The sequence below is a fragment of the Streptomyces sp. NPDC002911 genome (assembly GCF_053591835.1).
Map to the genome: position 1 here is coordinate 65100 of NZ_JBSFUO010000001.1, position 16808 is coordinate 81907.

The 16808-nt window shown below is 70.7% G+C and carries 12 protein-coding genes; 4 read left to right on the forward strand and 8 right to left on the reverse strand.

Translation table 11 applies throughout. The features are described 5' to 3' along the window. Positions 1-81: 81 nt before the first annotated feature. The 4 genes from ACWD04_RS00275 to ACWD04_RS00290 all read right to left on the reverse strand — a co-directional run bounded on the left by ACWD04_RS00275 (position 82) and on the right by ACWD04_RS00290 (position 4379). Positions 82-597 carry an ATP-binding protein gene (locus ACWD04_RS00275; protein ID WP_451126495.1) on the reverse strand — a complete coding sequence of 172 codons (516 nt, stop codon included), beginning with the start codon at positions 595-597 and terminating at the stop codon, positions 82-84. Positions 598-847: 250 nt separating this feature from the next. Then, a complete protein-coding gene (locus ACWD04_RS00280) occupies positions 848-1615 on the reverse strand; it encodes an enoyl-CoA hydratase/isomerase family protein (RefSeq protein WP_451126497.1) in 768 nt (255 codons plus the stop codon). 88 nt (positions 1616-1703) lie between these two features. Next, positions 1704-2954, reverse strand: coding sequence for a L,D-transpeptidase (locus ACWD04_RS00285; RefSeq protein ID WP_451126499.1), 1251 nt, complete (start codon positions 2952-2954; stop codon positions 1704-1706). A gap of 204 nt (positions 2955-3158) precedes the next feature. Beyond that, positions 3159-4379 carry an Ig-like domain-containing protein gene (locus ACWD04_RS00290; protein ID WP_451126501.1) on the reverse strand — a complete coding sequence of 407 codons (1221 nt, stop codon included), beginning with the start codon at positions 4377-4379 and terminating at the stop codon, positions 3159-3161. Positions 4380-4649: 270 nt separating this feature from the next. On the opposite strand from ACWD04_RS00290, the gene glgX reads away from it, so the two are divergent. After that, the gene (gene glgX, locus ACWD04_RS00295) at positions 4650-6770 is read left to right on the forward strand and encodes a glycogen debranching protein GlgX (protein ID WP_451127410.1); all 2121 of its coding nucleotides are present in this window, start codon (positions 4650-4652) and stop codon (positions 6768-6770) included. Between the two features lie 9 nt (positions 6771-6779). On the opposite strand, the gene ACWD04_RS00300 is transcribed toward glgX, so the two are convergent. The 4 genes from ACWD04_RS00300 to ACWD04_RS00315 are packed head-to-tail and all read right to left on the reverse strand — an operon-like array spanning position 6780 to position 10435. Beyond that, positions 6780-7436, reverse strand: coding sequence for a response regulator (locus tag ACWD04_RS00300; RefSeq protein WP_451126503.1), 657 nt, complete (start codon positions 7434-7436; stop codon positions 6780-6782). A gap of 22 nt (positions 7437-7458) precedes the next feature. After that, complete coding sequence (locus tag ACWD04_RS00305) at positions 7459-8700, reverse strand: sensor histidine kinase (protein WP_451126505.1); 1242 nt, start codon at positions 8698-8700, stop codon at positions 7459-7461. A gap of 53 nt (positions 8701-8753) precedes the next feature. Then, positions 8754-9530, reverse strand: a complete 777-nt coding sequence (locus tag ACWD04_RS00310) for an ABC transporter permease (protein WP_451126507.1) — start codon at positions 9528-9530, stop codon at positions 8754-8756. Continuing rightward, the gene (locus ACWD04_RS00315) at positions 9527-10435 is read right to left on the reverse strand and encodes an ABC transporter ATP-binding protein (RefSeq protein ID WP_451126509.1); all 909 of its coding nucleotides are present in this window, start codon (positions 10433-10435) and stop codon (positions 9527-9529) included. Before ACWD04_RS00315 ends, ACWD04_RS00310 begins: the two co-directional genes overlap by 4 nt. Before the next feature lie 153 nt (positions 10436-10588). Here ACWD04_RS00315 and ACWD04_RS00320 point away from each other — a divergent pair, with 153 nt between their 5' ends. The 3 genes from ACWD04_RS00320 to ACWD04_RS00330 all read left to right on the forward strand — a co-directional run bounded on the left by ACWD04_RS00320 (position 10589) and on the right by ACWD04_RS00330 (position 16767). Continuing rightward, positions 10589-12397: an ABC transporter ATP-binding protein gene (locus ACWD04_RS00320; RefSeq protein WP_451126511.1), complete on the forward strand. Its 1809-nt coding sequence runs from the start codon at positions 10589-10591 to the stop codon at positions 12395-12397. Further along, positions 12394-14265, forward strand: a complete 1872-nt coding sequence (locus ACWD04_RS00325; protein ID WP_451126513.1) for an ABC transporter ATP-binding protein — start codon at positions 12394-12396, stop codon at positions 14263-14265. The genes ACWD04_RS00320 and ACWD04_RS00325 overlap by 4 nt, the downstream gene beginning before the upstream one ends. Positions 14266-14718: 453 nt before the next feature. Beyond that, positions 14719-16767: a M4 family metallopeptidase gene (locus tag ACWD04_RS00330; RefSeq protein WP_451126515.1), complete on the forward strand. Its 2049-nt coding sequence runs from the start codon at positions 14719-14721 to the stop codon at positions 16765-16767. Positions 16768-16808: the final 41 nt, after the last annotated feature.

Here is a 16808-nt window from a genome sequence, read left to right on the forward strand (position 1 = left end):
GTGGACACACCCCCCAATCCACGGCCCTCTCAGAAGCCCCCGACGCGTCACACCCAGGCTGCGACCGGGGGCTTCTGCGTGTCAGCGGTCGGCGGCGCGCATCTCGAACCAGGTGGTCTTCCCTCGCGGCAGGAGATCCACGCCCCATCTGTCGGAGAGCTTGTCGACCAGGAAGAGGCCTCGCCCGCTGACGTCCATCTCACGAACGGGCATCAGGCACGGCAGCCCGCGCGAAGGATCCCGCACCTCGATCCGGACCCAGCCACGACGACGCAGCATCCGCAGACCGAAAACCCGCGCTCCGGTATGCCGCACGGCGTTGCCCACGAGCTCGGAGACCAGTAACACACCGTGTTCGGCGGTCTGCGGGGGAAGCTGCCACTGGCGCAGCATCACGCACGAAGCGATCCGACGGGCGGTGGCGGCGGACTCCGGACGGGAGGGCAGCCGGACTTCGCCCTCCGTCGGATTTCCGAACAACTCCAGCGCTTTGAACGCCTGTTCGTCTTCGACGGCGGTCGTCCAGCGTGCCGCTGTCGCACTGCCGCGCGGTCGCGGCTGTTCCACACCCTCCAGGCCCGCCATGCTCACCATCATGGCCGCAGAGAACGCCCTCGGTGACCGTTCTGCCAGAATCCCCCTACCCGAACCCCTCACTCCGCGCCCGTTGTCCGGCATATGCCAGAGGCAGAACAGAGGGCCGGGCAGCCGAGCCCACCTGCGACGACAAGGGCAGGCCGCGTCATTGCACAAGCGGCGGGGAGCGCTGGACCTCAAGGCTCTCCTGAGGTCCAGCTGATCCGCCCGCACGGATGAACGCGGGGTCCGGTACGCCGCTCACCCTCGGTCAGAGGAACCGGGCCTTGCCCGGGCCTTCCTCCACGAAGCTGCGCATGCCGCGCTCCCGGTCCTCGGTGGCGAACAGGCCTGCGAACCAGTTCCGCTCGATCGTGAGCCCGGTGTCGATGTCCGTCTCCAGCCCCGCGTCCACGGACTCCTTGGCGGCCCGCAGCGCCAGCGCGGGCCCCTGCGCCAACCGGGCGGCCCAGGCGTGCGCCTGCTCGTACACCTCGGCGGCGGGCACCACACGGTCCACCAAGCCGATCGCCAGGGCCTCCTCAGCCTTCACCTGACGGCCCGTGAAGATCAGGTCCTTGGCCTTGGACGGGCCCACCAGCCGGGCCAGGCGCTGGGTGCCGCCGGCGCCGGGAATCAGCCCCAGGAGAATCTCCGGCTGGCCGAGCCTCGCATCGTCCCCAACGATCCTGAAGTCGGCGCAGAGCGCCAGCTCGCAGCCTCCGCCCAGGGCGTAGCCGGTGACGGCCGCGACCACGGGCTTGGGGATGCGGGCCACCGCGGTGAAGGACTCCTGCAGGGCCCTGGAGCGTACGACCATCGCCGCGTGGTCCATCGTCTGCATCTCCTTGATGTCCGCGCCCGCCGCGAACACCTTCTCGCCGCCGTAGAGGATCACGGCCCGCACGTCGTCGCGCCGGCCGGCCTCCTCGGCGAGCTCGCGCAGCCGGTCCTGGACGGCGACGTCCAGGGCGTTCATCGGCGGACGGTCCAGCCGGATCGTGCCGACGTTCTCGCTTACTTCGAGGGTTACGGTCATGGGGAGCAGGTTAACTGCGGCTAACGCGGGCGGGCCCGGTGCCGTTGGTCACAGCACCGGGCCCGCTTCCTACGTCAGCGGTGGGGACCTACTTGATCCACTCCGACCAGTCCATGTTCCAGCCGTTGAGGCCGTTGTCGGGCTGGATCACCTTGTCCTTGGAGTTCTTGACGACGACGACGTCGCCGATCAGGGAGTTGTCGAAGAGCCAGGCCGCAGGGGTCTTGCTGTCCCAGGCGCCTCGCACGTCGCGCAGACCGACGCAGCCGTGACTGGTGTTGGTCGAACCGAAGATGCTCGACGCACCCCAGTAGTTGCCGTGGATGAAGGTGCCCGAGGTCGACAGACGCATCGCGTGCGGCACGTCCTTGATGTCGTACTCGCCGCCGAAGCCGACGGTGTCACCGTTCATCCGGGTCACCTTGAGCTTCTCGCTGATGACCATCTGCCCGTTGTACGTGGTCGTGGCCGGTGCGCCCGCGGAGATCGGAATGTCCTTGATCTGCTTGCCGTCGCGGACCACCTTCATCCGGTGGGAACGCGCGTCGACCGTGGAGACCTGGCTGCGGCCGACGGTGAACTCCACCGTCTTGGCCTGCTTCCCGTAGACCCCCGGCCGCCCCTCGACACCGTCGAGGTCGAGGCGCAGCTTCACCTTCGTGCCCGCCGCCCAGTATTTCTCGGGCCGGAAGTCGAGGCGGTCGTTGCCGAACCAGTGGGGCTCGATCTGCACGGCGGGCTCCGCCGTCACGCTGATCGCCCTCTCCACGGCCTCCGGGTCGGTGATGCCCCGGGTGAAGTGGATCGACACCGGCATGCCCACGCCGACGGTCGAACCGTCCTCGGGGGTGTACTGCCCGATGAAGGTGTTCTTCGGGACCAGCGTCGTGAAGCTGGTGTCCTTCGCCGACTGGCGGCCCTTGTCGTCCTTGGCGACCGCGTGCACCGTGTACTTGGTCGCGGCGGCCAGGTGGCGGTCAGGCACCCAGCTCAGGCCGTCCTTCGCCATCTTGCCCACGACCTCTTTGCCCTTGGGGTCCGCGACCTTCACGGTGCTCAGCTTGCCCTCGGCCGCCGAGACCTTCAGCGCCCCGCTGGTCGCCACCTCTTCGGCGCCGTCCTTGGGCGCGATGGTCACCACCGCCTGTGAGGCGCTGGTGTCATCGACCTGCGCGCCCGCTTCCTTACCGTCCCTGTCGGCGGCGTTTCCGCTGCCGCCGCACGCGGTCACCAGCAACAGCAACGCGCCCAGTGCCAGTGCGAGAGGTCCGCGGGACCCCCGCCCGCCCCGTTCCCCGCCCGCGCCGGCCCATGCACCCGATATCGGCTGCCCGTTCAATGTGGTTGTCTCCCCTCGCAGGGCCTGGCCCCGCCATGGCCCGCACCCCCGCGCGCTGTACATGCACGCCCGGCGCAAGATAATCACACCGCACGTGGGGAGAAGTCCCCCAGATTGTCACTGTTCGGTCCCAAGACGCCCTGGACCGCGGCCGGGTGGCCCCGGAGAGCGGGTCTCCGGGGCCACCCCAGGTCGGAACGGGGGTCAACGCAGGGCCGAACCCGCCTTCCACCGGGGCCAGTCAAGGTTCCAGCCACCGAGTCCGTTGTCCGGGGCGACCGTCTTGTCCGCGGAGTTGACCACCTCGACCACGTCGCCGATGCGCGTCCGCTCGAAGAACCAGCCTGCCGGGGTGTCCGAGCTGCCGCCCTTCACATCACGCAGCCCGATGCAGCCGTGACTGGTGTTCTCGGAGCCGAAGATCTCCGGGGACTCCCAGTAGTTGCCGTGCAGGAACGTGCCTGACTCCGTCAGCCGGACGGCGTGGGGCACGTCCTTGATGTCGTACTCACCACCGAAGCCCACGGTGCTGCCGTCCATGCGGGTCACGTCGTGGAGCTCGGAGACCACCATCTTCCCGTTGTACGTGGTCCTCTTCGCCGCACCCGCCGTGATCGGAACCGTGCTGACGAGCTCGCCGTCGCGGCGTACCTCCATGGTGTGCGCCCTGGCGTCCACCAGGGACGTCTGGGAGCGGCCCACCCGGAAGGTCACCTTCTTCCGCTGGCTGCCGTACACCCCCGGCGCGCCCTCCACATCACGCAGGCCCACATCGACGGTGACCTCGGTGCCCGGTTCCCAGTAGGTGGCGGGCCGGAAGTCGAGCCGGTCCTTGCCGAACCAGTGGCCGACCACCTCGACCTCGGGTCTCGTGGTGATCCTGATGGCCTTCTCCACCGCGGCACGACGGGTGACGGGCCGGTTGAAGTCGAAGGAGACGATCATGCCGGTGCCCACGGTGGACCGGTTCTCCGGCTTGAAGTAGCCGATGAAGCGGTCCTTGGGGACCAGGGTGGTGAATGTGGTGCTGCGGCTCGTGCGGTGGCCGTCGCCATCGACGGCGACCGCCTCCACGCTGTACTTCCCGGCCAGCCCGAGCCGGTATCCGCCGTCCCGTGGGGCCCATGACCGGCCGTCCTTCCCGATGCGGCCGGCCACCTCCTCGTGTTCCGCGTCCTCCATCCGGGTCACCTTCACCCGCTCGAGCCGTCCGTCGGGGACGGTCACCTCGAGCCGGCTGTCCGCGCCGACGGCCTCGGCGCCGTCCTCGGGGACGATCCGGATGGCGTCCCCGGGTGAGCGGTTGTCCCCGAAGAACGACGTCGCCTCGGTGCAGCCCGTCAGTACGGCCGGCACGGTGAACAGTCCTGCCCATGTCAGCACGGCGGCCCAACCGGCCCGTGCTCTCTTCGCTACGTGGTTCACGCTCCCCCCAACGACGTGGCCGCCCCGGGGAAACGTGAGTGCGGGCCCCCCGGTGGGCAGAACAGGGGGGAGGACACCGCCAGGGAGGCCGCGGCCGGGACGCCGCGTACTCCTTCTGCCGGGTGACCGCTCCTACGAGCCGCAGGAGGCTGAAAGGTGTCGAGCACAGCCGAGCAGGAGGAAACGCCGCGTACGACGGGAAGGGTGGTGACCACCGGACCGACCCCCGGAGACGAAAGGGACGAACCACCCGTATGGCCGGGTGCCCCGATGCCGCTGGGAGCCCGCTTCCGGGTCGGACCGGACGGTGTGGCGGGCACCAACTTCGCCCTCTGGGCGGGTGGGGCCGAGGCCGTCGACCTCTGCCTCTTCGACGAGCGGGGCGCCGAGACCCGGCTCCCGCTCACCGAGCTGACCCATGAGATCTGGCACGGTTTCGTGCCCGGCGTACGCGCGGGACAGCGGTACGGCTACCGGGTGCACGGCCGCTGGGACCCCTGGACCGGCGCCCGCTGGAACGCGGCGAAGCTGCTCCTCGACCCGTACGCCCGCGCGGTGGACGGGTCGTTCACCCTTCCGGTCGAGGTGTACGGCCATGTGAGGGACTGGCCCCAGCAACATGTCGCCGACACCGTGCGCGACGACCGGGACTCGGCGCCGTACGTCCCCAAGGCGGTCGTCGTGCATGACGACGACGACTGGGCCGAGGACCGCAGGCCCAAGACCCCCTGGGCGGACTCGGTCATATACGAGCTGCACGTACGCGGCTTCACCAAGCTCCACCCGGGCATCCCGCCCGAGCTGCGCGGCACCTACGCCGGACTCGCCCACCCCGCCGCCGTCAGCCACCTCCGCCGCCTCGGTGTGACCGCCGTCGAACTGCTCCCGGTCCACCAGTTCGCCCACGAGGACCATCTGCTGCGACGCGGTCTGCACAACTACTGGGGCTACAACTCGATCGGCTACTTCGCCCCGCACGCGGGTTACGCGGCGAGCGGCACGGCGGGCCAACAGGTCGGCGAGTTCAAAAAGATGGTGCACGCCCTGCACGACGCCGGGATCGAGGTGATCCTCGACGTGGTCTACAACCACACCGCGGAGGCCGGCGAGCTCGGCCCGATGCTCTCCCTGCGGGGCATCGACAACCGCGGCTACTACCGCCTCCAGCCGGACGCCCGCCGCTACGCGGACTACACCGGCTGCGGCAACACCCTGCACGTGGTGCAGCCGCAGGTCCTCCGGCTGATCACGGACTCGCTCCGCTACTGGGTGTCGGAGATGGGCGTCGACGGCTTCCGCTTCGACCTGGCGGCGGCCCTCGCGCGCTCGATGCACGACGTGGACATGCTCTCACCGTTCCTGGCGGTCATCGCCCAGGACCCCGTGCTGCGCCGGGTCAAGCTGATCGCCGAACCGTGGGACGTCGGCGACGGCGGCTACCAGGTGGGCGCGTTCCCACCGCTGTGGACCGAGTGGAACGACCGCTACCGGGACGCCGTACGCGACTTCTGGCGCGGGGCGCTGCCCGACGTGCGCGACGTCGGCTACCGGCTCACCGGGTCCAGCGACCTGTACTCCTGGGGCGGCAGGCGCCCGTACGCCTCGGTCAACTTCATCACCGCGCACGACGGTTTCACCCTGCGCGACCTGGTCACCTACGCGCACAAGCACAACGAGTCCAACGGCGAGGGCAACCGTGACGGCACGAACGACAACCGCGCATGGAACTGCGGCGCCGAGGGCGAGACCGACGATCCCGGCGTCAACGCCCTGCGCCGCCGGCAGATGCGCAACCTCCTGACGACGCTGCTCCTGTCGACCGGGGTGCCGATGCTGGTGGCGGGTGACGAGATGGGCCGTACCCAGGGCGGCAACAACAACGCCTACTGCCAGGACAACGAGGTCAGCTGGCTGGACTGGTCGCTCCTGGAGGAGCCCCGGTGGCGGGAGCTGACCGAGCTGACCGCCCGGGTACTGTCCCTGCGCCACCGCCATCCGGTGCTGCGCCGCCGGGCCTTCTTCGCCGGGACACCGCAGGCCCCGGACGGGCTGCGGGACCTGGCGTGGTTCACCGCGCAGGGCGCCGAGATGACGGAGGACGACTGGTACGCACCGGCCGCGACGCTCGCGCTCTACCTCTCCGGGCGTGACATCCCGGGCAGGGACGCCCGGGGCGAGCAGATCACCGACGACAGCTTCCTGGCGGTCCTCCACGCGGACCACCGGCCCTGCGACTTCCGGCTCCCCGGCCCGCCCTGGGCCCAGGCCTACGAACTGGTGCTGGACACCTCGCGCGAGGAGCAGTCCACCGCCCCCGGCACCCTCCACCGGGGCGGCACGGGGCTCACGGTGCCGGGCAGGTCGGTGATGCTGCTGCGGGTGGCGGAGTGAGGGGCCGGGTCAGCCGAGGATGCCGCGCTCGTAGCCGACGGCGACGGCCGCCGCACGGTCCTTGGCACCCAGCTTGGCGAAGACATGGGTGAGGTGGGTCTTCACGGTCGCCTCGCTGATGAACAGCTCGGCGGCGATCTCGCGGTTCGAGGTCCCACGGGCGACGAGCCGGAGCACTTCGCACTCGCGCGCGGAGAGCGAATCGTGACCGGGTGCGGCCGGGGTGCGTACCCGGGAGACGAGCCGTGAGGCGACGGCCGGTGACAGGACCGTACGTCCGTCGGCGGCGGCGCGTACGGCGGTGAACAGCTCGTCGCGGGGCGCGTCCTTGAGCAGGTAGCCGGTGGCGCCCGCCTCGATCGCGGGCAGGGTGTCCGAGTCGGTGTCGTACGTGGTGAGGACGAGCACCCTGGACCGGGCGCCGAGTCGGGTCAGTTCGGCGATGGCGGCCACTCCCCCGCCGCCCGGCATCCGCAGGTCCATCAGGACGACGTCGGGGTCGAGGCGGGTGGTGAGCTCGACGGCGGCCACTCCGTCGGCCGCCTCGCCGAGTACCTCGAAGCCGGGGGCCGAGGCGAACATGCCGCGCAGACCGTCCCGTACGACGGGATGGTCGTCGACGACGAGAAGGGTGATGACGCGCGCGGTTCCCGGGGCCTCAGTCATATCAGCTCCAGGCTACGTCCCGTCAGACGCGCCGGACCAGCGGCACCCGGGCGGAGACGGCCGTACCCCGTCCGGGTTCCGTCTCGATCTCGACGGTGCCGGCGATCCGTTCGGCGCGGGCCCGCATCCCGCCGAGGCCGAAGCCACCCGTGCTGCTGTGCGGGGCCACGGCTGCCGGGTCGAAGCCGCAGCCGTCGTCGCGTATGTCCAGGGTGACCTCGTCACCCATATAGGAGAGGGTGACGCCGGCCCGGGCCGCCCCGGCGTGCCGGGCGGCGTTGGTGAGGGCCTCCTCCGCGATGCGGAGCAGTGTGGCGGCGACCTCGTCGTGGAGCGGTTCGACCGTTCCGGTGACCGTGAACTCCGCGCGTACGCCGGTGTTTTCCGCCCAGCTGCTCACCGTCTTCTTCAGCGCACCGGGCAGGTCGTCGTCCTCCAGCGCGGCGGGCACCAGGTTGTGTACCGAGCGGCGTGCCTCGCCGAGACTGTGCCGGGCGAGCCCCGCCGCGCGGTCCAGGTGCTCGCGGGCCAGGCCGGGGTCAGCGGTCGAGGTGACGGCCTGCAACTGGGCGATGATGCCGGTCAGCCCCTGAGCGAGGGTGTCGTGGATCTCCGCGGCGAGTCGGCGCCGCTCGTCGGCCACGCCGGCCTCCCGTGCCTGGAGCAGGAGTTGGGCGTGCAGGGTCGCGTTCTCGGCGAGGGCCTGTTCCAGGCGGGTGTTGGCGAGTTCCAGTTCGGAGATGGTCTTTTTCTGGCGCCGGGCCTTCTCCTCCTCTCGGTCACCGAGGTGGCCGAAAAGGACAGCGAGGCCCGAGTGCAGCACGAAGAGCGCGCCGAAGGCCACCCAGTTGGTGAGGGAGGCCGGCGGCAGTCCGCTGCCGGACTGCGCTCCGGCCATCGTGACGGCTGTGCACATCAGCCCGAGGCGTACGAAGCGCCGAGGCAGCAGCCCGATGGCGTCGAAGTAGCCGACGATGGCATAGATGGAGAAGAAGGGGTTGCACCAGCAGAGCGCGAAACCCAGCGCGGTCCGCAGCACGTAGTAGATCTGGGCGGCCCGGTGGTGCGAGGGCAGCTGCCGGGCCCGGCCCCACCACCCTTGGAGGACGACGGCCGCGGAGACCAGGGCGGCCGCCGCATACACGTCCGTTCCAGACATTCCGACGGGCTGGAAGGACAAGGCGGCCATCAGAACGGCGATGCCCAAGAGGGTGTACGGGCCGTACCGGTAGAACCGCTCGGCCATCGTTCCGTCGCTGTTCATCGATTCCTCCGCCGCCTCGTCCGGGACTCAGTCTCCCTGCGCCGCGCCCCGGGTCACTCCCAGCGGAAGAGCCGGGTCGCCGCCTTGCCCGGCGCGGCGGTCCACAGAACCATCACCGCCAGATGCGTCCAGTCCGGCCAGCTCCCCGAGGCCGCCTGGTCCAGGGCCTGCGAGGCGGCACCGAACGGGGTGAACTCGACGATCGTGCGCAGCAGGTCCGGCATGGTCTGGACGGGCACCCAGACTCCGGCGGTGAACATCATCAGGAGGTAGGCCACCGAACCGACGGCGGTCGCGACCTTGGACGTCCGGGACAGTGCGCAGATGGTCGCGCCGAGGGCGAGAACGCAGGCGACGGCGAGGAGAAGGGCCAGCAGGTAGCCGGGGGCCTGTCCCGGCAGCCGCACACCGAAGGCGATCCGGCCGACGGCGATGACGAGCGCCGCCGAGCCCAGCGAGGCCGCGCCGTGCAACACGATCTGCGCGGCCAGCAGGGCCGAGGGGCGCACCGGTGTGGCCGACATCCGGCGCAGGATGCCGCGTTCGCGGTAGCCGGTGAGGACCGGTGGCATCGCCTGGAGCCCGGCCATGATCATGGCCAGCAGGACGGCCACCGGCACGTACAGGTCGATGACGCTGCGGCCGCCGAGGGCGTCGTCGGACTCCCGGAAGGACGGGATCAGGCCGAGGATCGTCATGAGGACGGTCGGGAAGACGAGGATCCAGAACAGGCTGCCGGGTTCGCGCAGGAAGAGCAGGGTCTCCGCCCTCAGGACGGCGGCGAGGGGGGCCGGGCGGGACCCGGCGGTCGGGGTGACGGTCGCGGTCATGATGCCTGTTCCGTGAGGTCGAGGAAGACGTCGTCCAGGCCGGCCTCGGCGACGCGCAGCTGACGGGCGGTGATGTGGTGGCGGGCCAGGAGAGTGATCACGGCGTTGGCGGTGTCGTCCGTACCGTGGATGACCACCCGGCCGCCGGGATCGGTCACGTCGACGGAGACGGCGCCCGGCAGTGTCCTGAGTTCGGCGTACGCGATCGGCTCCGAGGGGGTGAACGAGATGGCGGTCGATCCCGCAGCCCCGCCGATCAGCCCGCCGGGGGTGTCGAGCGCGACCACGCGGCCCTTGTCGATCACCGCGACCCGGTCGCAGAGCCGCTGGGCCTCCTCCATGAAGTGGGTGACCAGCAGGACGGTCACCCCGCCGTCCCGGATCTCCTCGATCAGTTGCCAGGTGTCCCTGCGGGCACGGGGGTCGAGGCCGGTGGTCAGTTCGTCCAGCACGACCACACGCGGGTTCCCGATGAGGGCGAGCGCGATGAACAGGCGCTGTTTCTGGCCACCGGAGAGCTTGGCGAAGCGTCGGTCGAGGTGACCGTCCAGCCCGAGCCGTTCGGCGAGCGCCCGCGGGTCGGCGGGCCGCGGATAGAAGGCGCTGTACAGCTCCAGCGCCTCCCCCACGGTCAGCTTGGGCTGGAGCTCGCTCTCCTGGAGCTGGGCACCCATCAGTTGGGTGACCGCGTGGCGGTCGACGGCAGGGTCCAGGCCGGCGACCCGGACCGTGCCCGCGTCGGGAACCCGCAGTCCCTCGACGCATTCGACCGTGGTGGTCTTGCCGGCCCCGTTGGGGCCGAGGATCCCGAAGATCTCCCCCTCGTCGACGGTGAAGCTCACCCCGTCGACCGCGGGCCGGCCGCCATAGGCCTTGTGGATCCCGCGTACTTCGATGATTGCCATGCCCGTAAGGATTCCAGCGGGAGGGCGGCGCCGGTATCCGCCGTCCCGCTCGGGCCGGCATCAGCCGATCGGTTGACTGGGAGCTCCGACCCACGGCGCGTGACCGGAAAATCACGTGAGTGATGTCAGTCGTGAACCATAGGCTCGCTCCTGATGCCCGAAAAACCTGCAGAGCCCACGGACCGGTCCGCCGTGCGCTCCCTCCTGCGACTGTGGCCCTATGTCAGACCGGTGCGCATGCGCTGGATCAGCGCGGCGCTCGTGGCGATACTCGCGTCCTGTCTCGTCCTGGTGATCCCTCTGGTCCTGAAGTGGATGGTGGACGGCCCCGTCGCGGACCGTGATCCCGGCGGCGTGTGGCTGGGGGCGCTCTGGCTCCTGCTGCTGGGTATCGTCGAGGCAGGGCTGTTCGGACTCCGGCGGTGGCTCGTGGCCCGGCCGCTGGCCGGTGTCGAGGCGTCGATGCGCGCCGACCTCTACCGTCATCTGCAGCGGCTGCCTGTGGCGTTCCACGACCGCTGGCCCTCGGGGCAGCTGCTCTCGCGCGGGACCACGGATCTCATGCTGCTGCGGATGTTCCTGGCTTTCCCGCTGACGTTCCTGCTGGTCAACGGCACGACGGTGCTGGTCGGTTTCGTCATCCTCTTCGTCCAGGATTGGTCGCTGGGACTGGTGCTGCTCGCGCCCGCCGTCCCGCTGATGATCCTGTGCTCGGTCTTCGAGACGAAGTACGCCCTGGTGGCGCGCAAGGCCCAGGACCAGGTCGGCGATCTGACGACGGTCGTCGAGGAGAGCGTGCTGGGCATCCGTATCGTCAAAGGCTTCGGACGTAACCGCAGCCAGGCGCTGGCCTTCCGCGCGCTCGCCCAGCGGCTGCGCACCACGGAGCTGGGCAAGGCCCGGCTGCTCGCGGGGATCTGGGCGCTCATCACCGTCATTCCGGAGCTGGCGATCGGTGCCGCGCTGGTGCTCGGCACGATCGAAGTGGCGGACGGCGGTCTGTCGGCGGGCACGCTCGTCGCGTTCCTCTCGACGGCCCTGGCGCTGCGCTGGCCGGTCGAGTCGATCGGCTTCCTGCTGGCGATGAGCCAGGAGTCGGCGACGGCCGCCGACCGCTACTTCGAGGTCATGGACGTCGCGGAGGAGCCGGAACCGGAGCCGGGGACGCCGGGAGGGGAGACCGGGACGGCCGGGCAGGGCATCGTCTTCGAGGGGGTGGAGTTCCGCTACCCGGACGCCGATCCCGGCGCACCGCCCGTCCTGACCCGGATCGACCTGCGGGTCCGTCCCGGCGAGACGATGGCTCTGGTGGGCGCCACGGGTTCCGGGAAGACGACGCTGACGTCGCTCGTCCCCCGGCTGCACGAGGCCACCGGCGGCCGGATCCTGCTGGACGGCGAGGACATCGCCACCATGGAGCGGCCCCGGTTGCGCGAGCTGGTGTCGGTGGCCTTCGAGGAGCCCACCCTCTTCTCGGCGACCGTCGGGGAGAACGTGCTGATGGGGGCGGAGGGTGCGAGCGAACAGGAGCTGCGCCGGGCGCTGTCGGTCGCGCAGGCCGACTTCGTGCACGATCTGCCGCAGGGCATCGACACGCAGGTCGGCGAGCAGGGGCTGAGCCTCTCCGGCGGCCAGCGGCAGCGCCTGGCACTGGCCCGCGCCGTGGTCGGCGGGCCGCGCTTCCTGGTGCTCGACGACCCGCTCTCCGCCCTGGACGTGCATACGGAGACCCTGGTGGAGGCCGCGCTGCGGCGCGTGCTGGAGGAGACGACCGCCGTGGTCGTCGCCCACCGGCCCTCCACGGTGATGCTGGCGGACCGGGTGGCGCTGCTGTCCGAGGGCCGGATCAGCGCCGTGGGAACCCATCAGGAACTCCTGCGCACCAACGCCGAGTACGCCTGGCTGATGTCCGGTGCCCGCGACACCGGAGTCCTTGTCCCCGAGGAGGGCAGCACCCGATGACCAGTACGACTGCCGACGGACCCGCCCTCGCCGGCGAGGACCTGCCCGGGAAGGAGTCCGGCCGGGCGCCGGGCGACGGGGACGCGTTCGACGCGGACGCCCTGCCCACTCCTCCGGGTGCCACCCGGGCGCTGCTGACCTCCCTGCTCGTGCCGCTGCGGGCCAGGGTGGTCGTGGCCTCCCTCCTGATGCTCGTCCAGCAGGCCGCCGTGCAGGCGGGGCCACTTCTGGTCGCGTACGCCATCGACAGCGGGGTGCCCGCGTTCCGTGACGACGACTACGGTCCGCTGGCCGCCGTGGGCATCGGGTACGCGGTGTGCTCGGTCGGTGCGGGACTGCTCCAGTACGCCTTCATCCGGGCGGCCGCCCGGATCAACCAGGATGTGCTGCTCGACCTGCGCGGGCGGATCTTCCGTCACGCACAGGCGCTGAGTGTGGACTTCCACGAGCGCTACACCTCGGGCCGGCTGATCTCCCGCTCGACCACGGATGTGGAGTCCCTGCGCGAGCTGCTGAGCGAGGGCCTGCAGGAACTCATCGGGGTGGTCCTGTCGTTCGCGTCGATCTCCCTGATGCTGCTCTGGCTCGACTTCGGCATCGGCGCCATCGCCGTGGCCTCCTTCGTTCCTCTGTATCTGCTGGTGCGGAACTACCGGCGCCGGGCGTCCACGGCGTACTCGGCGCGCTCCTCGGCGATCGCCGCGGTCATCGTGAAGTTCGCCGAGACGATGAACGGGATCCGCCCTGTGCAGGCCTTCCGCAGGGAGCGCGCCAACGACGAGGACTTCGCGGTGTTCAACCACCGTCACGAGCGGAGGAACGGCGACGCGCTTCTGGAGATGGCGCGCTACGTCGTCGGCTCCCGGCTCGTCGCCAACACGGCGGTGGCGGCGATGGTGCTGTGGGGCGCCCACCGGGTGGCGTCGGGCACGCTGGCACTCGGCGTGCTGGCCGCGGCGGTGCTGTACCTGCGACGGCTGTACGACCCGATCGACCGGCTCGCGATGTTCCTCAACTCCTACCAGTCGGCCGCCGCCTCGCTGGAGAAGATCGCGGGCCTGCTCGCCCAGACGCCCACGGTGCCCGAGCCGGCGGAGCCGAAGGTGCTGCCGGCCCTCGCCGGTGAGCATCCCGGCCGCGAGGTCACCTTCGACGGGGTGCGGTTCGCCTACCGCACGGGGGGCGAGGTCCTGCCGCGCTTCACTCTGACGATCCCGGCGGGCCGGACCGTGGCCGTGGTCGGCTCGACGGGGGCGGGCAAGTCGACGCTGGCCAAGCTGCTGGCACGCTTCTACGACCCGACGGAGGGCCGGGTCCTGCTGGACGGAACGGATCTGCGGGACCTGGCGACGGCGGAGCTGCGCAGAGGTGTGGTGATGGTGACCCAGGAGGCGTTCCTGTTCTCCGGGACGATCGCCGAGAACATCGCGATCGGCCGCCCGGAGGCGACGCCCGAGGAGATCGAGCACGCGGCCAAGGTCATCGGGGCGCACGACTTCATCAGCTCCCTGCCCGACGGGTACGACACGGATGTCCGTAAGCGGGGTGGCCGGATCTCCGCCGGACAGCGCCAGCTGGTCGCCTTCGCACGGGCGTTGCTCGCGGACCCGGCGGTGCTGATCCTCGACGAGGCCACGAGCTCGCTGGACATTCCGGGTGAGCGTGCGGTGCAGCGGGCGATGGACACGGTGCTGCACGGCCGCACGGCCGTCGTCATCGCCCACCGCCTCTCCACGGTCGAGATCGCCGACCGGGTCCTCGTGATGGAGCACGGCCGGATCGTGGAGGACGGCTCCCCGGCCGAACTCATCGCGGGTACGGGCCGGTTCGCGGGCCTGCACCGGGCGTGGCGGGAGAGCCTGGTCTGAGGGTCCGCGGCAGCCGCCACCCGGCTGGCCGGGGCCGTCGCCTCGTCCAGGCCGGGCCGGCGGTTGACCGGCGGGGGGCGGCGGGTGGGCGGCGGCCTCTCTCGGCACCCGGCCCCGATCCGGCCATCCCCGCGCACCGTCTCAGCACGCGGTCCCGTCCGCTTCCCCTCGCGGGACCCGGCCCCGACGGATACCGCGGGAAACCCCTCTCCACCCTGCGGCGTACGGCCGATGACCGTCGCGGCAACTTCTCGCGAGACATGAATGACACGCGGCGAAACGTCCGCTTAACGAACATGACCATTCCGGCAACGGACGAATTCCGGCCAATGTATTGACGCGGTCCTGACACGCCCCTGTTCCGGCTGGCACTCTTCCCCCGTTCCACGCACCGCCTGCTCTGCCCGGCCCGCTCACCCGGTCGGCCGTCGCCCCCTCGCAGAAGGAGTCCGCGTGAGACCCACGCCCAGCCGTCGTACCACCGCGACCGGCGCTCTGATAGCCGCAGCAGCCCTCCTCGCCGTCGGATTCCAGGGCGGTGCCGCAACCGCCGCCCCCGAGAGCGCGACCGCGGCCCCCGCCGCAGCGGCGAAGGGCGCCGACCCCGGCGCGCTCCCCGCGAAGCTCTCCCCCGCCCAGCGGGCCGAACTGCTTCGCGAGGCCAACTCCAGCAAGGCGGCCACCGCCGAGGAACTCGGGCTCGGCACCACGGAGAAGCTCGTGGTCCGCGATGTCGTCAAGGACGTCGACGGCACCACCCACACCCGCTACGAGCGCACGCTCGGCGGCCTCCCCGTCCTCGGCGGCGACCTGGTCGTGTCCGAGTCGGAGTCCGGTACGACCGAGGGCGTCACCAAGGCGTCCAAGGCGACCGGCGCGCAGCTGAAGGCGGCCGGCACCACCGCGGCCGTCGCACCGGCCACCGCCGAGAAGCAGGCGCTCGCCGCGGCCCGGGCCGACGGCTCGAAGAGCACCGAGGCGTCCGAGGCCCCGCGCAAGGTCGTCTGGGCGGCGACGGGGACCCCGAAGCTCGCGTACGAGACCGTGGTCGGCGGCCTCCAGCACGACGGCACCCCGAACGAGCTGCACGTCATCACGGACGCCTCCTCCGGCGCCGAGCTCTACGAGTGGCAGGCCATCGAGAACGGCACCGGCAACACCCAGTACAACGGCACCGTGACACTGGGAACCTCCGGCTCCTCGGGCTCGTACAACCTGACCGACGCCGCACGCGGCAACCACAAGACGTACAACCTGAACCGCGGTACGTCCGGCACCGGGACGCTCTTCTCCGGGGCCGACGACGTCTGGGGCAACGGCAGCGCGTCGAACCTCGAGACCGCCGCCGCCGACGCGCACTACGGCGCCGCGGAGACCTGGGACTTCTTCAAGAACGTCATGGGCCGCAGCGGTATCAGGGGCGACGGCGTCGGCGCGTACTCCCGCGTCCACTACGGCAACAACTACGTCAACGCCTTCTGGTCCGACAGCTGCTTCTGCATGACCTACGGCGACGGCAGCGGCAACGCCGCGCCGCTGACCTCGCTGGACGTGGCGGCCCACGAGATGACGCACGGCGTCACCTCCCACACGGCCGGCCTCAACTACAGCGGCGAGTCGGGCGGCCTCAACGAGGCGACCTCGGACATCTTCGCGGCGGGTGTGGAGTTCTACTCCGACACCGCCGCCGACCCGGGCGACTACTTCGTCGGCGAGAAGATCGACATCAACGGCGACGGCACCCCACTGCGTTACATGGACAAGCCGAGCAAGGACGGCGCGTCCAAGGACTACTGGTACTCGGGCATCGGCTCGGTCGACGTCCACTACTCCTCGGGCCCGGCGAACCACTTCTTCTACCTGCTCTCCGAGGGCAGCGGGGCCAAGACGGTCAACGGGGTGGCCTACAACTCCCCGACGTCCGACGGCCTTCCGGTGACCGGCATCGGCCGGGACAAGGCGCTGCAGATCTGGTACAAGGCGCTCACCACGAAGTTCACCTCCACCACGAACTACGCGGCGGCCCGCACCGGCACCCTCGCGGTCGCCGGTGAGCTGTACGGCACCACGAGCACCGAGTACGCCGCGGTCGCCCACGCCTGGGCCGGTATCGCCGTGGGCTCCCGCCCCGGCGGGGGCACCGACCCCGACCCGGGTGGCACGGTCTTCCAGAACACGACCGCGAGGGCCCTGGCCGACCGGAGCACCACCAGCCTGCCGGTCGTCGTCAGCGGCGTCACCGGCAACGCGCCCAGTGACCTGTCGGTGGCGGTGGACATCAGCCACACCTACCGCGGTGACCTCGTCCTCGACCTGGTCGCCCCGGACGGGACGGCGTACCGCCTGAAGAACTCCTCGTCGAGCGACTCCGCGGACGACGTGGTGGCGACCTACACGGTCAACGCCTCGTCCGAGGTGGCCAACGGCACGTGGAACCTCAAGGTCCAGGACGCCTACTCGGGCGACACCGGCACCTTCAACAGCGTCAAGCTCACCTTCTGAGCACAATCGCGCCGAAGGGGCGGCCCGGGGGGAACGACACT